Annotated in this window: 13 protein-coding genes; 5 read left to right on the top strand and 8 right to left on the bottom strand. The window is 60.2% G+C overall.

Features of this window, described 5'->3' with window-relative positions; genetic code table 11:
- Nucleotides 1-76: 76 nt before the first annotated feature.
- Nucleotides 77-1,129, bottom strand: a complete 1,053-nt coding sequence (locus NPS56_RS18110) for an aldo/keto reductase (RefSeq protein ID WP_274075868.1) — start codon at nucleotides 1,127-1,129, stop codon at nucleotides 77-79.
- 167 nt (nucleotides 1,130-1,296) lie between these two features.
- Between NPS56_RS18110 and zapE the strand changes: the two genes are divergently transcribed.
- The 3 genes from zapE to NPS56_RS18095 all read left to right on the top strand — a co-directional run bounded on the left by zapE (nucleotide 1,297) and on the right by NPS56_RS18095 (nucleotide 3,652).
- On the top strand, nucleotides 1,297-2,415 hold the full coding sequence (gene zapE / locus NPS56_RS18105) for a cell division protein ZapE (protein ID WP_274075867.1): 1,119 nt from the start codon (nucleotides 1,297-1,299) through the stop codon (nucleotides 2,413-2,415).
- An 18-nt stretch (nucleotides 2,416-2,433) separates the two neighbouring features.
- Nucleotides 2,434-3,015: a DinB family protein gene (locus tag NPS56_RS18100; RefSeq protein ID WP_274075866.1), complete on the top strand. Its 582-nt coding sequence runs from the start codon at nucleotides 2,434-2,436 to the stop codon at nucleotides 3,013-3,015.
- Nucleotides 3,016-3,160: 145 nt separating this feature from the next.
- On the top strand, nucleotides 3,161-3,652 hold the full coding sequence (locus NPS56_RS18095; RefSeq protein ID WP_274075865.1) for a GNAT family N-acetyltransferase: 492 nt from the start codon (nucleotides 3,161-3,163) through the stop codon (nucleotides 3,650-3,652).
- 152 nt (nucleotides 3,653-3,804) lie between these two features.
- Here the strand turns inward: NPS56_RS18095 and NPS56_RS18090 are convergent, their stop codons facing one another.
- The 4 genes from NPS56_RS18090 to NPS56_RS18075 all read right to left on the bottom strand — a co-directional run bounded on the left by NPS56_RS18090 (nucleotide 3,805) and on the right by NPS56_RS18075 (nucleotide 8,714).
- Complete coding sequence (locus tag NPS56_RS18090; RefSeq protein WP_274075864.1) at nucleotides 3,805-4,023, bottom strand: hypothetical protein; 219 nt, start codon at nucleotides 4,021-4,023, stop codon at nucleotides 3,805-3,807.
- A gap of 106 nt (nucleotides 4,024-4,129) precedes the next feature.
- The gene (locus tag NPS56_RS18085) at nucleotides 4,130-6,370 is read right to left on the bottom strand and encodes a TonB-dependent siderophore receptor (protein ID WP_274075863.1); all 2,241 of its coding nucleotides are present in this window, start codon (nucleotides 6,368-6,370) and stop codon (nucleotides 4,130-4,132) included.
- A gap of 235 nt (nucleotides 6,371-6,605) precedes the next feature.
- The gene (locus NPS56_RS18080; RefSeq protein WP_274075862.1) at nucleotides 6,606-8,339 is read right to left on the bottom strand and encodes a phosphoethanolamine transferase CptA; all 1,734 of its coding nucleotides are present in this window, start codon (nucleotides 8,337-8,339) and stop codon (nucleotides 6,606-6,608) included.
- A gap of 198 nt (nucleotides 8,340-8,537) precedes the next feature.
- Nucleotides 8,538-8,714 carry a DUF6026 family protein gene (locus tag NPS56_RS18075; protein ID WP_274075861.1) on the bottom strand — a complete coding sequence of 59 codons (177 nt, stop codon included), beginning with the start codon at nucleotides 8,712-8,714 and terminating at the stop codon, nucleotides 8,538-8,540.
- A gap of 272 nt (nucleotides 8,715-8,986) precedes the next feature.
- On the opposite strand from NPS56_RS18075, the gene gnd reads away from it, so the two are divergent.
- Both gnd and zwf read left to right on the top strand, forming a co-directional pair.
- A complete protein-coding gene (gene gnd, locus NPS56_RS18070) occupies nucleotides 8,987-9,967 on the top strand; it encodes a phosphogluconate dehydrogenase (NAD(+)-dependent, decarboxylating) (protein WP_274075860.1) in 981 nt (326 codons plus the stop codon).
- A complete protein-coding gene (gene zwf / locus NPS56_RS18065) occupies nucleotides 9,964-11,487 on the top strand; it encodes a glucose-6-phosphate dehydrogenase (RefSeq protein ID WP_274075859.1) in 1,524 nt (507 codons plus the stop codon). Before gnd ends, zwf begins: the two co-directional genes overlap by 4 nt.
- Before the next feature lie 21 nt (nucleotides 11,488-11,508).
- Here the strand turns inward: zwf and nhaB are convergent, their stop codons facing one another.
- From nhaB to NPS56_RS18050, 3 genes are all read right to left on the bottom strand, one after another.
- Nucleotides 11,509-13,011 (bottom strand): sodium/proton antiporter NhaB, encoded by a 1,503-nt coding sequence (nhaB, locus tag NPS56_RS18060; protein WP_274075858.1) that lies wholly within the window; start codon nucleotides 13,009-13,011, stop codon nucleotides 11,509-11,511.
- A gap of 78 nt (nucleotides 13,012-13,089) precedes the next feature.
- The gene (locus tag NPS56_RS18055; RefSeq protein WP_274075857.1) at nucleotides 13,090-14,379 is read right to left on the bottom strand and encodes a hypothetical protein; all 1,290 of its coding nucleotides are present in this window, start codon (nucleotides 14,377-14,379) and stop codon (nucleotides 13,090-13,092) included.
- A 284-nt stretch (nucleotides 14,380-14,663) separates the two neighbouring features.
- The gene (locus NPS56_RS18050) at nucleotides 14,664-14,930 is read right to left on the bottom strand and encodes a hypothetical protein (protein WP_274075856.1); all 267 of its coding nucleotides are present in this window, start codon (nucleotides 14,928-14,930) and stop codon (nucleotides 14,664-14,666) included.
- Between the last annotated feature and the right edge of the window lie 58 nt (nucleotides 14,931-14,988).

Genomic DNA, 14,988 nt, shown 5'->3' with positions numbered 1-14,988 from the left:
AGGCGGCGCCACAGTCAACATCGTGGTGTCAGACAGGCCCTCTTCGCTGGCAAGCCAGCTCCTACAGGTAACGGGGTCAGGCGACCGGGATTTTCGGCAGATCCAGGGTCACACCCCCGGTGAACCGCGCAAACGACCCGCTAATCGATTCATGGGGCACGCCTTTGGGCACATCGCTGACACCATCGAGCCGCGACAACTGCTCGGTATCCAGTTGCACGTTCAGCGCCCCCAGGGTTGCATCCAGCTGTTCGCGGGTACGCGAGCCCAGGATCGGAATCAGTGTCGTGGTCGAGCGCCTGGCTTGTTCGCGCAGCCAGGCGATGGCCACGTGGGTCGGGCTTACACCCAGTTCCTCCGCGACGGCCAGCAGGGTGTCGAGCAGGGCGGTTTCCCGGGCGCTTTTCTCGGCGTGGACCAGCATCCCCAGTTTGCTCGCGCGGTTATCGCCATCGCCAGTGCGGTACTTGCCGGTAAGGAAGCCGCCGCCCAATGGCGACCATAGCGTTGCGGCCAAACCCAGGGCTTCGGCCATGGGCAGTTGTTCACGTTCGGCGGTGCGTTCGGCCAGGCTGTACTCGACCTGAATCGCCGCAATCGGGGCGAAACCGCGCACCTCGGCCAGCAGATCGGCGCGGGCGATGCGCCAGGCCGGAAAGTTCGACAGCCCGGCGTAATGGATCTTGCCGGCGCGGACCAGGTCGTCGAAACCACGCAGGATCTCTTCCATCGGCGTCACGCCGTCGCTCATGTGCGCCCAGAACAGATCGATGTGATCGGTCTTCAGCCGTTTCAGGCTCTCCTCCACGGCGCGAACCATGTTCTTGCGGTTGTTGCCGGTGTGGGAAATGCCGGCGTCCGGCGTGGTGCCCAGCGTGTATTTAGTGGCGATGACCAGGCGATCGCGTTCCGCGGCGATGAATTCGCTGAGCATGGCTTCCGACTGACCAGCCTGGTAGCCGTTGGCGGTGTCGATGAAATTGCCGCCGGCCGCCAGGTAGCCATCAAAAATGCCCTTGGCTTCTTCGCGCTCGGCACCATGGCCCCAGCCGGTGCCAAAGTTGCCGGCACCCAGGGCCAGTTCGGAAACCCGCAAGCCGGTTTTACGGCCGAAAACTTTGTAATGCATGGGGAGAACTCCTGAGGACACGCCTGTTTGTTTAAATGTTGTACGTAATTTATTAAATATGATGCTAATCATATAATCCGTCAAGACACTTTTCCCCGGGTCCAATAGCGCAAGCCCGGCGCGATATTTCACAGAAGCCAGCGTCGACGGATGGCATACTGCCGCGCATGAATGTCGACTCTCCCCTCAGTGCCTGGCAGCACGCGATCGAACAGAAGGGTTTCGTCCAGGACGAGGCCCAGGAACATGCCGTCTGGGCCTTGCAAAAGTGCCATGAAGCGCTGCATGAAGGCCGCAAGCCGATCATGGGCGTCTACCTCTGGGGCCCGGTCGGGCGGGGCAAGACCTGGTTGATGGACCAGTTCTACCAACACCTGCGGGTGCCGGCCCGGCGGCAGCACTTTCATCATTTCATGGGTTGGGTGCACCAGCGTTCATTTCAGCTGACCGGTACCGCCGATCCGTTGCAGGCCTTGGCTCGCGAGCTGAGCGAAGAGGTGCGCGTGCTGTGTTTTGACGAGTTGTTCGTCAATGACATCGGTGACGCGATCATTCTCGGGCGCTTGTTCCAGGTGATGTTCGAACAGGGCGTGGTGGTGGTCTGCACCTCCAATCTGCCCCCGGACCAGTTGTACGCCGACGGCTTCAACCGCGACCGCTTCATGCCGGCCATCGCCGCGATCAAGCAGCACATGCAGGTGATCGCGGTGGACGGTGGCGAAGATCATCGCCTGCACCCGGGCCAGGGCTTGCAACGTTACTGGGTCACCGAGCCCGGTCAGCCCAGCGCGCTGGCTGAGGTTTTCCGGATGCTGACGGTTGGCCAAGGGGTTTCCAACGAGCCGATCAAGGTCGGTTATCGTACGCTGCCGGTGGTGCAGGCCAGCCAGGGTGTGCTCTGGTGCCGCTACGCCGACCTCTGTGAGCAGCCCTTTGCCGCGATGGATTTCATGGCCCTGTGCGACCGCTTCAGCGCTATTCTTTTAAGCGACGTGCCCAACCTCAGCGCGCAAAAACGTGCCGGGCGCATTGCCCGGGGCACTGAAGACGGTGCCGTGCGGGTGGAGGCCGGGGATCGTGAGTTGCCGCAATTGTCGGTGCACGACGACGGTGTGCGGCGTTTCATCGCGCTGGTGGACGAGTGCTACGACCGCAAGGTGCCGCTGTACCTCGAAGCCCAGGTGCCCATGGACTCGCTCTACACCGAGGGCTACCTGGAATTTCCGTTCCGCCGCACCCTCAGTCGCCTGCAGGAGATGCAGTTGCAACGTTTCGCCGAGGCGTGAAATCCAGGAGGCGTGAAGATGAATCAACCTCTGTCGCATCATTTTTTGACCATGGCTTATCAGAATGCCTGGGCCAATCACCGACTGGCCAAGGCCTGGTGCCAGTTGAGCGAGGATGAGCTGGCGGCGCCCCGGGTCAATTTCTTTCCCAGTCTGCGCGCCACCCTCAACCACATCCTGACCTGCGACTGGTTCTACGTGGATGCCCTGGAGCGCGAGCTGCGCGGTGATGATCCCCATCCTGATTGTCATGTGTTCTTCAAAAACGACGAGCCGGTTACCCAAGCGCACGAGCTCAAGCGCGAACAGGCCCAGGTAGACCGACGCTTGATTGCCTACTGCGAGCAAATGCGCGATGCCGACCTGGGCAAGATCGTGACCATCGCCCGGGACACCCCGCAATACGACAGCCGCCTGCGCCTGCTGTCGCATCTGTTCGAGCACCAGCTCCATCATCGCGGGCAGGTTCACGCGATGCTCAGTGGTACTTCGGTCAAGCCGCCGCAGCTGGACGAGTTTTTTTGTGCTGGGGAGTCTTCGTTAAGGGCTGAGGATTTTGCCGAGCTGGGGTGGACTGAAGCACTGATCTGGGGACATTAAGATCAAAAGATCGCAGCCTTCGGCAGCTCCTACAAAGGCTGCGATCTTTTGATCTTAAAGTCTTGTAGCCCCAACGCGACTCGCGATATGTTCCCCAGGCCTTCCAGCGCGAACAACGTACTGGGGCAAGTCATCGAGGATGGAAATGGATTCCGCAGAAATTCTTGTGCTTCAAGCCAGCTACACCAATCCGGTGCATGCCGAGGCGATTGGCCTGGTGTTGAACAGTTACGCCGAAGATCCAATGGGCGGTGGTCACTCCCTGCCGGCCACTGTGCTGGAGCATCTGCCGGCTGAGTTGGCCAAGCGCCCCCATGCGTTCAGCGTGCTGGCCTTTGTCGGCGGCGAGCCGGCCGGGCTGGTCAATTGCTTCGAAGGGTTTTCGACCTTTGCCTGCCGGCCATTGGTCAACGTGCACGACGTGGCGGTGGTACCCAAGTTTCGCGGCCTGGGACTGAGCCAGCGGATGCTTGACAAAGTCGAGGACATTGCCCGTCAGCGCGGCTGCTGCAAGATCACCCTGGAGGTGCTGGAAGGCAATGCGGTGGCGCAGGCGTCCTACGGCAAGTTCGGCTTTGCCCCGGGCGAGTTCGATCCGGCGCATGGGCGCATGATGTTCTGGATCAAGCCGCTGTAATCCTGACTGTACCTGTACCTGTAGGAGCGAGCTTGCTCCGGGCGGCGTTCCGACGATGGGCTAAAGAGCGCCGCGTTTAGTCAGTAAACACGCGTTATCGTTAACGACCATCGCGAGCAAGCTTGCTCCTACAGAAATGCGGCAGTCAGAGGTTAATCTTTTGGCCGGTAGGACTCGGTCATTTGCGCGGTTTGATCGTCCGGTACCCGTAACTCTTTCGCCTGGTCTGGCGTGATGTTGCCCAACGCCACTTGCTGGTTGTAGTGCAGGGTTTCGTAGTAGTAGCGCATGCGTTCGGCCCCGCCTTCGGCAAAGGCGCTGGCGGAGCCCAAGGTCATCAGTATTGCGAAGATCAAGGTGGATCTTTTCATGGTGTGCCTCCCACTTGCAGATGTCGGATGCCGTTCGTCCATGAGTCGATGAATCAAAGTCGAACGGTCATTATCCGCCGATTCCGTTAAATGGGAATCAGTACCTCTAGAGCTTCCAGTCGAGGCTCAAGGTCACGGTGCGCGGGTCGCCCCAATACACACCGTTGTAGAAGCCGACGTTGTCGTAGTACTTCTTGTCGAACAGATTGTTGACGTTCAACGAGGCGGACAGGTGCCGGTCGAATTCGTAGCGCGACATCAGGTTGACCACGGTGTAGGCCTCCTGCTGAATGTCCGTGCGCTCGGTGATAAAGCTGCCATCGGCGCGGCGCCCGACCGGGCGACTGGCGCTGCGGTACACGTCGCTCTGCCAGTTCACCGCAGCCCCCACTGTCAGCGCCTGCCACTCGCCGGGCAGGTGCCAGGCCGTGGAAAATCGCAGCATGTTCAACGGCTGAACCGTGTTGATCCGTTGTTTTTCACCGTCGACCGAATGGGTGTAGGTGTACCCGGCGGTCATGTTCCAACCCGCCATGACTTCGCCTGACAGCTCGGCTTCGAAGCCTTGCACCTTGTTGCCTTTGCCGTTGGATGTGTAGAACTCCTCGCCGGTCACCGGATCCGGTGGCACCGAGTCGTCCAGTTCCGCGACGTTGTCCTGCTTGCTCCAGAACAGCGCGGTCGCCAGGTCCAGGCGCTCTTCCAGCAGGCTGCCCTTGAGGCCCAGTTCATAGTTGCTGCCCACCACCGGCTCGAGGTATTTACGACTGCTGTCGCGGTTGGTTTGCGGTTTGAAAATGTCGGTGTAGCTGACATAGGCGGTGTACTGCGGCGTGAGGTCGTACAGCAGTCCGGCGTAGGGCGTCCACATGTCATTTTGTTGCTGGCTGCTGTGATCGACGCCGCTCAGTTGCAGGTTGGCGTCGTAGCTGTTGGTGGTGGTTGAGGTTTTCCAGCTGCCGTAGCGGCTGCCGAGGACGGCGTGCAGTTCATCGGTGAGGTTCAGGCGCGTGGCCAGGTAGCCGGCTTTCTGCCGGGTATAGTCTTTCGAGCCGGTCAGGCTGGTCACGGTGTCGGGGAATTTGCCGATGTTGCCCATGTATTTCCAGTCAGGGACATTTTCATAATCGGCGGCTCTTGGGCCATCCACCGTGTAAGGCGAATCCTCGCGGCGCTCGGCCTCGCCATAACCCACCATCATTTCGTGATCACGCCCCAACAGCGTGTAGGGGCCGGACAGGTTGAAGTCATAGGCCTTCATTTTTTGCGTGCCGATCATGTGGCTGACGTTGGCGATCATGCCGCTGCGGTCCGCCTCGGGGAAGCCGCCGCCGGCATAGTAGATCTTGCCGTCGGTGTCACTTTCGCGGTGGGTGTAGGCGGCCTTGAGCTGCCATCCGCCACCGAGTTGGTGATCGAGGTTGGCGAACGCGGTCTTGTCCTTGAGCGGCCACGAGCTCCAGGACGTCGCCATGTTGGTCGAGCGTCCCAGGTTGGCTTTGCTGCCGTCGGCATTCCAGTACGGCACCGTGCCCCAGGACGTGCCTTGCACGTGCTTGTTCTGATAGTCGTAACCCACTGCCAGCAGGGTGTCGTCGGTCAGGTCGACCTCGAGCACCCCGTACCCGACTTCCCGTTGCTGCTGGTATTTGTCCCGGTAGGAATCGCTGTCGCGGTAGGCCACCACCCCACGACCGCGCAGTCGCCCGTCGAAGGCCAGCGGGCCGCCGACGTCCAGGTAGCTGTAGTAGTCGTGGTAGCTGCCGCCGCTGACACCGCTCTTGGCTTCCCACTGTGCGGTTGGCCGCTTGCGCACCATGTTGATGGTGGCCGAAGGATCGCCCGCGCCGGTGGTCAAGCCCGTTGCACCGCGTACCACTTCGATGCGGTCGTAGATGATGGTGTCGGAATCGGACTTCATGTAGCTGAATGTATTCAACATGCCATCGACCTGGAAATTATTGATCGAGTAGCCGCGCGAGGAATAGCTGACCCGGTCCGAGTCGTTGTGCTGGACCACGATGCCGGTGGTCTGGCTCATGGCTTCGGACAGGCTGCCGAGTTTGAAATCATCCATTTGCTGGCGCGTGACCACGGAAACCGATTGCGGTGTTTCCTTGATCGACATAGGTAGCCGGGTGGCCGTGCTCATGGAACCTGTGGTGTACGAGTCGGTATTTTCGGTGGTGCTGCCCAGGCTCTGGGCGGTGACGTTGGTCGCACCGAGCATGAGGGTTGGCGCCGAAGGCGCTTTCTCGGTCTCGGTTTCAGCGAGCAGGTCCGGGCTCAGTGCGGCGCCGCACAGGCCAAGGGTAAAAGTCATGGAACGGGTGATAGGCGCGAACATCGCGGCCGACTCCTTGTCGTCGAGGGAAAAATCCGTTGATTCAAAGACGAAGGAGGAGGGAGGGATTTAGGGGTAAACGAGAATAATTATTATTATGAGGTATTTCCTACAACACAAAACAACTGTGGGAGCGGGCTTGTTCGCGAAAGCGCAGTGTCATTCAACATTGATGTCGACTGACACTGCGCTTTCGCGAGCAAGCCCGCTCCCACAGGTTTGAACGGCGTTGTATGGGCTACTTTTGTACGACTTCAGGCGCTTTTGGCTTGATCAGGCTGAAGTCAATCAACGGCCGCTGCTGACGCTCGTAAGGGTTGCCGATCAGCAAGGGCCGTGGCTTGAAGCTGTCGCTGACCACGCTCTTGCTGCGATCGAGTTCATCGAAGCTCAGGCCTGCCAGGTCTGCCCAGGTATGGATCAGGTGCGAACTGCTGTACGGCCGCCCCAGGTCAGCGGCAAAGTTCCAGTCGTGGTTTTCGCGCCATTTTGGCGAGGCCCACGCCATGAACGGGATGGTGTACATCGGCGCCGTCGGTTTGCTCTCGTTGCGTCCCAGGGTGCCGTGGCCGGGGGAGTCGAACACGTCTTCACCGTGGTCGGAGAGGTAGAACAGGAAGCCGTTCGGGTCCGACTTGGCGTAGTCCTTGATCAGGCTAGACACCACGAAGTCGTTGTACAGCACGGCGTTGTCATAGCTGTTGTACGTTGGCAGTTGGTCGTCACGCACGCCGGCCGGAACGCCGTTGCGGTCCTTGAACTTGTCGAAGGTCGAAGGGTAGCGGTACTGGTAGCTCATGTGCGTGCCGAGCAGATGCACCACGATCAATTTGCGCGGTGCCGCGTCGGCCAGGGCCTTGTTGAACGGCTCGATCACGTCGCCGTCGTACTGGGCGGCATTCTGGTTGCGGTTGTTGTTGAGGTACACCTGTTCGTCGGCCTGCTCGGAGAAGGTCGTGAGCATGGTGTTGCGCTTGGTCATGGTCTGCTGGTTGGTGATCCAGAACGTCTTGTAGCCGGCCTGTTTCATCATGGCGACCAACGACGGCGTGGACAGGTACAGCTCAGGGTTTTCTTCGTCGGCGAAGGTCAGCACCTGTTGCAACGCCTCGATGGTGTACGGGCGCGGCGTGATGACGTTATCGAAGACCGTCAGTTGATCCTTGAGCTTGTCCAGCTCCGGCGTGGTTTGCCGAGGGTAGCCGTACAGGCTCATGCGCTGACGGTTGGTCGACTCGCCGATCACCAGCACCAGGGTAGCGGGCTGGTTGGCCGTCGCATCCTTGAAGTTGTGCAGCGGCGCCACCTTGCTCGCGCTGTGCAACATGTTTTGCATGTTGGCCAGGGTGTCGAGGTAGCGGTGATAAGCCACTGCCATTTGCCATGGCACCGCTGGCTCGATGCGGGTTTCGAATTTCTCGAAGCCCTCGGCGAAGCTGCCGGTACGCAGGGTTTGTTTGACCAGGGGATAACCGACCACGGCAACCAGAATGGCGGTTGCTGCCACCAGTGCCTTGGTGCGCGGCAGGTACACCGGGCGCAGGCGTGTCCACAGGAAGTAGCCGACCGCGGTGTGCGCGAGGAAGGCCGGGACCATCCACCAGGCAAAATACTGGGTCATGTATTCGCCCGCTTCAGACACGTTCGATTCGAACATGATGAAGATGACGCTTTGCGAGAATTCCTGCTGATAGATGAAGAAGTAACCGAGGCTGGCCATCGAGCACGCCCACAGCACCACGCCGATGACCGCGGCCATCACTCGTGTCTGATGGGGGAACAACAGCATCGGCGCCAGCCAGATGGCACTCATCACGAACGCCTGGCGAAAGCCGGTGAAACCGGAGGTGCCGGTCAGCTGGATCAACAGTTGGGTGATGCCGGAAAAATACCAGAAGAACAGGAACAGCCAGAGAAGTCCTGCCCAATCGAAACCTTTCGCAGACGAATCGCTGCGTTTAAACCAAGTCATTCAACGCTCCAGCCAGTAATCACAGCACCACCCAGTCCCGCAGACGCCGAAAAGGGGCGGCCGCGCACAGTCCAGGCGGCGCACATTGCGCCGAAGTATCAATAGGCGGATGTGAAAATTTCGTGAGTTGCCGGAGGTAAAGGGGGATATGGCGTGTCGGAAGCAGTGCAATGCTGCTTCCGGATCAGGCCAGGGGGATCAGGCGTGAGGTGCCCGCTGGGGGAGGGGCAAGGGCTGTTGGCCCTGGACCAGCAAGCGCAATTGCGCCAGCTCCTGTTTCAACTGGTCGCGCTCGTCTTTCAACTGACGCAATTCCTCGCGACGGATAGTGACGTAAAGGGTTTGTGCTGGCAGTGCGTTGTGTACTGTGCCCATTGCTCACCTCGCAAATGGCTATCTCAACTGTAGGTCTGCCGCCAAAATCGGTGGCTGATCTACTATCGGCGCCAATTTTGATTTCTTTTGCCCCCGAAGGGAACTTTTTTATTTTTCATGGTCGTTGTGTCTTCGGCACGATTCCTGACGTTATCCATCAGGATCGGGCACAATGCCCGGAAACTTCATGCCAACGCTCTGGACTAACCTCATGAGTCGCGTTGGGCTATAACCTTTGACACACTTTTATTTGTAGTAGGGAGCATCAGCACATGCAACTCGGGATTATTGGACTGGGCCGCATGGGCGGCAATATTGCGCGGCGCCTGATGCTCAACGGACATACCACCGTTGTGTACGACCGCAATACCGCCTTCGTCGATAACTTGAGCAGCGATGGCGCCACCGGCGTCGCCGATTTGCCGGCCCTGGTCGCTGGCCTGGCCAAACCACGAGCGGTGTGGGTCATGCTGCCGGCAGGCGCACCGACCGAAGACACCATCGACACCCTGAGCACCTTGCTCGAAGCCGGCGATACCATCATCGACGGCGGCAACACCTTCTATAAGGACGACATCCGCCGGGCGAAAACCCTCGCGGAAAAAGGCCTGCACTACATCGACGTCGGCACCTCAGGCGGCGTCTGGGGCCTGGAGCGCGGCTATTGCATGATGATCGGCGGCGATGCCGAGACCGTGACGCGTCTTGATCCGCTGTTCAAGACCCTGGCGCCGGGCATGGGTGACATTCCGCGCACCAAGGACCGCAAGTCCGATGACGATCGTGCCGAGCACGGCTACATCCACGCCGGTCCCGCCGGTGCCGGGCATTTCGTCAAGATGATCCACAACGGTATCGAGTACGGCATGATGCAGGCCTTTGCCGAAGGCTTCGACATCCTGAAAACCAAGTCCAGCGACATCCTGCCGCCAGACCAGCGTTTCGACCTGAACGTCGCCGATATTGCCGAAGTCTGGCGTCGTGGCAGCGTGGTGTCCTCGTGGCTGCTGGACCTGACCGCCGATGCCCTGGCCAGCGATTCGAAGCTCGACGGTTATTCCGGTTCCGTAGCGGACAGCGGCGAAGGTCAGTGGACCATCGAAGCCGCCATGGAACAGGCGGTACCGGTGCCCGTGCTGTCGAACTCGCTGTTCTCCCGCTACCGCTCGCGCGGCCAGGGCACCTTTGGTGACAAGATTCTTTCCGCCCAGCGCTTCGGCTTCGGTGGCCACAAGGAGACTGCGAAAAAATGACCCATGGGATCCGCAGGAAATCCAAGACTGAACCCGCGCCACCCACCACGCTGTTCCTGTTCGGCGCCCACGGTGATCTGGTCAAGCGCCTGCTGATGCCGGCGCTGTACAACCTCAAGCGCGACGGTTTACTCGGGGATGGCCTGCGGATCATCGGCGTTGACCACAACGCCATCAGCGATGAAGGCTTCGCAAAAAAACTCGAAGACTTCATCCGCAGCGAGGTGGCCGCCAAAGTCGGCAAGGGCGATCAGTCCCTTGACCCGGACGTGTGGGCCAAACTCGCCAAAGGCATCAGCTACGTCCAGGGCGACTTCCTGGACGACAGCACTTATCAAGCGCTGGCGGCGAAAATCGCCGACAGCGGCACAGGCAACGCGGTGTTCTACCTGGCCACCGCGCCACGCTTTTTCAGTGAAGTGGTGCGCCGTCTCGGCGCGTCCGGCTTGCTCGAAGAAAACCCCGAGGCGTTTCGCAGGGTGGTGATCGAAAAACCCTTCGGTTCCGACCTGCAAACCGCCGAGGCCTTGAACGCCTGCCTGCTCAAGGTCATGACGGAAAAGCAGATCTATCGCATCGATCACTATCTGGGCAAGGAGACCGTGCAGAACATCCTGGTCAGCCGGTTCTCCAACAGCCTGTTCGAAGCGTTCTGGAACAACCATTACATCGACCACGTACAGATCACCGCGGCCGAAACCGTCGGCGTGGAAACCCGTGGCAGTTTCTACGAACACACCGGCGCCCTGCGGGACATGGTGCCCAATCACCTGTTCCAGTTGCTGGCAATGGTGGCCATGGAGCCACCGGCGGCCTTTGGTGCCGATGCGGTGCGCGGCGAGAAGGCCAAGGTGGTCGGCGCGATTCGTCCCTGGTCGGTGGAAGAGGCCCGGGCCAATTCGGTTCGCGGCCAATACACGGCTGGCGAAGTCGATGGCAAACCACTGCCTGGTTATCGCCAGGAAGACAAGGTGGCACCCGACAGCAACACCGAAACCTATGTCGCCCTCAAGGTCATGATCGACAACTGGCGCTGGGTCGGCGTGCCGTTCTACCTGCGCACCGGCAAGCGCATGAGCGTGCGCGACACCGAGATCGTCATCTGCTTCAAACCGGCACCTTATGCGCAGTTCCGTGATACCGAAGTCGATGAGCTGGCGCCGACCTATCTGCGAATCCAGATCCAGCCCAACGAAGGCATGTGGTTCGACCTGCTGGCCAAGCGGCCTGGCCAGGCCCTGAAGATGGACAACATCGAACTGGGGTTTGCCTACAAGGACTTCTTCGAAATGCAGCCGTCCACCGGCTATGAAACGCTGATCTACGACTGCCTGACCGGCGACCAGACGCTGTTCCAGCGCGCCGACAACATCGAGAACGGCTGGCGTGCCGTACAGCCTTTCCTCGATGCCTGGCAGCAGGATGCCAGCGTGCAGGGCTATGCCGCGGGTGAAAACGGCCCCGAGGCCGCCGAAGAACTGCTGGCCCGCGACGGACGCGTCTGGCACGGCCTTGGCTGAGTGACCCAGGGGGGGGTGGGGTTACAGCCAGAAGCTCACGGCGTACCACCCCAGAATCCCCATCACTACTGTATAAGGCAACGCCATCCACACCATCCGCCCATACGACAGGCGAATCAGCGGCGCAATCGACGAGGTCAGCAGGAACAGGAACGCCGCCTGGCCATTGGGCGTCGCCACGCTGGGCAGGTTGGTGCCGGTGTTGATCGCGATCGCCAGGGTCTCGAAATGCTCGCGGCTCATGTGCCCGGACAGGAAGGCCTGTTTCACTTCGGTGATGTAGATGGTCGCCACGAATACGTTGTCGCTGATGGCCGAGAGCAGGCCGTTGGCGATGTACAGCATGCCCGGTTGTTGCTCGGCGGGCAGGGCCAGGACCCACTGGATCAATGGCGTGAACAACTGCTGATCATGGATGACCGCCACCACGGCGAAAAACACCACCAACAACGCGGTGAACGGCATGGCGTCCTTGAACGCGGTGCCCAGGCGGTGCTCATCGGTGATGCCGGTGAACGCGGTGATCAGCACGATTACCATCAGCCCGATCAGGCCCACTTCCGCCACGTGCAAGGCCAACCCGGCAATCAGGATCAGCGCGGCCACGGCTTGCACGATCAACGCTGCACGCTGGCGCGAGGTGCGCTCGGCATTGTCCTGGGCGGCGTAACTGGCCAGCACGGTGCGTACGTTGTCCGGCAGCAAGGTGCCGTAACCAAACCAGCGCAGTTTTTCCAGCAGGACGCAGGTGACCAGGCCTGCGACCAGCACCGGCAGGGAAACCGGGGCGACCTTCAGGAAAAATTCGGCGAAGTGCCAGCCCATCTCATGACCGATCAGCAGGTTCTGCGGTTCGCCGACCAGCGTACACACGCCACCCAGAGCCGTACCCACGGCACCGTGCATCAGCAGGCTGCGCAAAAATGCGCGGAACTGCTCGAGGTCGGCGTGATGCAGGGTGGGCAGGTGCTGATCATCGCTAAATTCGCTGTCCTGGCGCGGATCGCTACCCGAGGCGACGCGGTGGTACACCGAGTAAAACCCGACGGCGGCACTGATGATTACCGCGGTCACCGTCAGGGCATCGAGAAACGCCGACAGGAACGCCGACAAAAAGCAGAACATCAGCGCCAGCAGGGCTTTGCTGCGCACACCCAGCAACAGGCGCGAGAACAGGAACAGCAGCAGGTCTTTCATGAAGTAGATGCCCGCCACCATGAACATCAGCAGCAGGATCACCGGAAAGTTGTGCAGCAACTCGTCATAGAGCGCCTGGGGCGTGGTCATCTTCAGCAGCAGCGCTTCGACCAGCAGCAGGCCGCCGGGCATCAGCGGGTAACACTTGAGGGCCATGGCCAGGGTGAAAATGAACTCCAGCACCAGCATCCAGCCCGCGACCACCGGGCCTGCGGTCCATAACACCAGGGCGTTGAGAATCAGGAAACCGACAATGCAGGCCTTGTACCAGCGCGGTGAGTTGCCGAGAAAATTGTGCGCGAACGCCTGGACCATCGAGCCGGACATCGGCTACTCCTTGTATTAAGAAGCGCGCAAGTTGCCGTAAGCCGGAAAGAAGATCAAGCGTAGGAAAAATCCATCGAATCAGACCAGGTAGCGTGCGACGATCGCCCGATAGTTGCCGTCCAGCGAATAGCCGCCGACGAGGACGTTACCGTCGTCCTGCACCGCGACGGAAGTGGCCGTATCGAGACTGCGGCCCAGACGGGTGCGCAGCCATCCACTGCCGTTGCCGAAATCGCTGTCGAGTTGCCCGCCTGGCAGGTATCGCCCCAATACAAAGTCGGCCTCGACGCCGCCAATGGTGGCGCCGGCGGTCACTACGCTGCCGTCCGGTTGCATTTGCGCGGCGGTCCACTGGCAGCCGTTGTGGCCGATCTCCAGCAAATGCGCCTGGCCGCCGTTGCAGTGATGATCCGGGCGACCATTGAGGTGCAGTTTCAGGGCCAGGCAGCGCATGGGGTCGCGGCTGCTGCCAAAACACTGGATGTCGCCATTGTCCTGCTGGACGATTTGACTGACCTGGGCACCTTGCCCGTTCGCCGTGAAGCTCATGTAGCCGTCCAGGGCGAAACTGCTGTCGAGGCTGCCATCGGGGTTGTAGCGGGCCACCAGGCCTTCCTGCGGAAAATTGATCGAGCCAGCCACCAGGATGCGACCGTCCCGTTGCACCGTCACGTTGCTGAGCCAGGTATTCATCAGCAGGTGCCTGACCATGACAAAACCACGGCCATTGAAGCTGCTGTCCAGCGAGCCATTGGCGTCCAGCCGTATCAGCATGGCGGCATGATCGGCCAGTTCGAAGTGATGATTGGCCACCAGCAGTATTCGACCGTCCTCCTGCACGTCGACACTGCAGGCCTCGGCGCCCGGTACGCCCGGAGGCAGCCAGACATCACGCATGCCCCGGGACAAATGGCCTGGCAAGCGCACCACGCAGCGCCCATTGTCGCCAAACCGTTGGACCGGTTGACCCTGCGGGTCGAACAGTGCGAGTGCCGGAAGCGTGCGGTGCTCGCTTTCGTATTGCAGGCCAGCGATCAGGATGTTTCCATCGGGCAGCACCTGCACCTTGCCCGCCATGGCCTCGAAACCCGGTTCGAATTGGCCGATGACACTGCCTTGTCTGCCAAAGGCCAGGTCCGCCGAACCGTCCTTCAGCAAACGCGCCAGGCCAAAGCGGCTGCCGCCAGGCATTGTGACCTTTGCCGCCACCAGCAAACGACCCTGTGAGTCAATCGCGATGTCATTGGCCAGGCTTGAAGTACTGCCAAAGAAATACACCTGGGTGGTGCCTTTGGCAGCGAAGTTGGGGTCGAGCTTTCCGGCAGGTTGGACGGTTGCGGGGAAAGCCAGAACGGACTGGATTGACATGCACGCATCTCCTTGCGAGTCGTCCTGATCCAGAAGTTGGGGGTGGCGACTGTTAAGAGATTATTCAATCCCTGAATGATTGATTGCACAACTGTCAGAACTAACAGGCGGAGGGTCGTTGTGTGCCACAACACTGTCTTTTCGAACCAAAGGCAAGCCAGCAAAGAGTCCGGAGCACGCCGAAGTTCAAGTAAGAAAGCGTCTTGAGTGCACTTGGCATGAAAAGAGCGCTAACTAACAACAGCGGGAAGGCGCGGATTACCCCGGAGTAATCCGCAATACAATTATTGTGGCATCGACCAGGATTGCAGCGTGTAGCCTTCTTCGCTCAATTCGGCGCGGGCCTGTTCCAGCAAGCTTTCAAGCTGTGCCGGATCACTGTACGCGCTGCTCGGGATTTGTTTGCGCCCTATTTTGTTACTGGTGCGGTCGATAACGGTCAGGGTCAGTTCGCCATTCCCGTCCTGTGGGGCCCAGGCCACGCATTTGAACGGTTTAAATGCGCGATCGGCTATCAGCAGAGCTTCGTTGACACGGAGCGGGGCGTTCATAGGTCGTCTCTCTGTAGGCCCAATCAAGTCAATTGCCGTCGGTTGGGCTTATACCGTT

This window comes from Pseudomonas putida (genome assembly GCF_028682635.1).
Classification (GTDB): domain Bacteria; phylum Pseudomonadota; class Gammaproteobacteria; order Pseudomonadales; family Pseudomonadaceae; genus Aquipseudomonas; species Aquipseudomonas putida_AE.
Note: the sequence above shows the minus strand (reverse complement) of the source record. Positions and strands in the feature narration are given on the sequence as shown.

Coding starts and splice junctions, on each gene's coding strand:
- NPS56_RS18110 (WP_274075868.1), bottom strand. CDS start 1,129: ATGCATTACAAAGTTTTCGGCCGTAAAACCGGCTTGCGGGTTTCCGAA.
- zapE (WP_274075867.1), top strand. CDS start 1,297: ATGAATGTCGACTCTCCCCTCAGTGCCTGGCAGCACGCGATCGAACAG.
- NPS56_RS18100 (WP_274075866.1), top strand. CDS start 2,434: ATGAATCAACCTCTGTCGCATCATTTTTTGACCATGGCTTATCAGAAT.
- NPS56_RS18095 (WP_274075865.1), top strand. CDS start 3,161: ATGGATTCCGCAGAAATTCTTGTGCTTCAAGCCAGCTACACCAATCCG.
- NPS56_RS18090 (WP_274075864.1), bottom strand. CDS start 4,023: ATGAAAAGATCCACCTTGATCTTCGCAATACTGATGACCTTGGGCTCC.
- NPS56_RS18085 (WP_274075863.1), bottom strand. CDS start 6,370: ATGTTCGCGCCTATCACCCGTTCCATGACTTTTACCCTTGGCCTGTGC.
- NPS56_RS18080 (WP_274075862.1), bottom strand. CDS start 8,339: ATGACTTGGTTTAAACGCAGCGATTCGTCTGCGAAAGGTTTCGATTGG.
- NPS56_RS18075 (WP_274075861.1), bottom strand. CDS start 8,714: ATGGGCACAGTACACAACGCACTGCCAGCACAAACCCTTTACGTCACT.
- gnd (WP_274075860.1), top strand. CDS start 8,987: ATGCAACTCGGGATTATTGGACTGGGCCGCATGGGCGGCAATATTGCG.
- zwf (WP_274075859.1), top strand. CDS start 9,964: ATGACCCATGGGATCCGCAGGAAATCCAAGACTGAACCCGCGCCACCC.
- nhaB (WP_274075858.1), bottom strand. CDS start 13,011: ATGTCCGGCTCGATGGTCCAGGCGTTCGCGCACAATTTTCTCGGCAAC.
- NPS56_RS18055 (WP_274075857.1), bottom strand. CDS start 14,379: ATGTCAATCCAGTCCGTTCTGGCTTTCCCCGCAACCGTCCAACCTGCC.
- NPS56_RS18050 (WP_274075856.1), bottom strand. CDS start 14,930: ATGAACGCCCCGCTCCGTGTCAACGAAGCTCTGCTGATAGCCGATCGC.